Annotated in this window: 1 rRNA gene; it reads left to right on the top strand. The window is 49.5% G+C overall.

Annotation, left to right across the window (positions count from 1 at the left end):
- Positions 1-19: 19 nt before the first annotated feature.
- Positions 20-1,177: ribosomal RNA gene (locus FTU05_RS17710) — 23S ribosomal RNA — on the top strand; the annotation flags it as partial.

Below are 1,177 nucleotides of genomic sequence, written 5' to 3'. Positions count from 1 at the left end.
CGACTGTTTGGGGTTGTATAGTCAAGTAATTAAGTGCATGTGGTGGATGCCTTGGCAGTCAGAGGCGATGAAAGACGTAATAGCCTGCGATAAGCTCCGGGGAGGCGGCAAATATCCTGTGATCCGGAGATTTCTGAATGGGGAAACCCACCCGCTATAAGGCGGGTATCATAAACTGAATACATAGGTTTATGAGGCGAACGAGGGGAAGTGAAACATCTCAGTACCCTTAGGAAAAGAAATCAATTGAGATTCCCTCAGTAGCGGCGAGCGAACGGGGAAAAGCCCATTAAGTTATCTAAGCTTTAGTGGAACGCTCTGGGAAGTGCGACCATAGTAGGTGATAGTCCTGTACGCGAAAGGGCTTAGATAATGATGTCGAGTAGGGCGAGGCACGTGAAACCTTGTCTGAATATGGGGGGACCATCCTCCAAGGCTAAATACTCCTGACTGACCGATAGTGAACCAGTACCGTGAGGGAAAGGCGAAAAGAACCCCTGTGAGGGGAGTGAAATAGATCCTGAAACCGCATGCATACAAGCAGTGGGAGCCAACTTGTTTGGTGACTGCGTACCTTTTGTATAATGGGTCAGCGACTTACATTCAGTAGCAAGGTTAACCGATTAGGGGAGCCGTAGAGAAATCGAGTCTTAATAGGGCGTTTAGTTGCTGGGTGTAGACCCGAAACCGGGTGATCTATCCATGAGCAGGTTGAAGGTTGGGTAACACTAACTGGAGGACCGAACCCACTGTCGTTGAAAAGCCAGGGGATGACTTGTGGATAGGGGTGAAAGGCTAATCAAACTCGGTGATAGCTGGTTCTCCCCGAAAGCTATTTAGGTAGCGCCTCGGACGAATACCATTGGGGGTAGAGCACTGTTTCGGCTAGGGGGTCATCCCGACTTACCAAACCGATGCAAACTCCGAATACCAATGAGTACTATCCGGGAGACAGACTGCGGGTGCTAACGTCCGTAGTCAAGAGGAAAACAATCCAGACCGCCAGCTAAGGCCCCAAAATTATAGTTAAGTGGGAAACGATGTGGGAAGGCATAGACAGCTAGGAGGTTGGCTTAGAAGCAGCCACCCTTTAAAGAAAGCGTAATAGCTCACTAGTCGAGTCGGCCTGCGCGGAAGATGTAACGGGGCTAAAACTATATGCCGAAGCTGCGGATTT

The sequence above is a fragment of the Acinetobacter sp. YH12049 genome, assembly GCF_013419875.1.
In the GTDB taxonomy this organism is placed as follows: Bacteria; Pseudomonadota; Gammaproteobacteria; order Pseudomonadales; family Moraxellaceae; genus Acinetobacter; species Acinetobacter amyesii.
The sequence above is the reverse complement of the archived record's forward strand: the minus strand, read 5'-3'. Positions and strand labels throughout refer to the sequence as shown.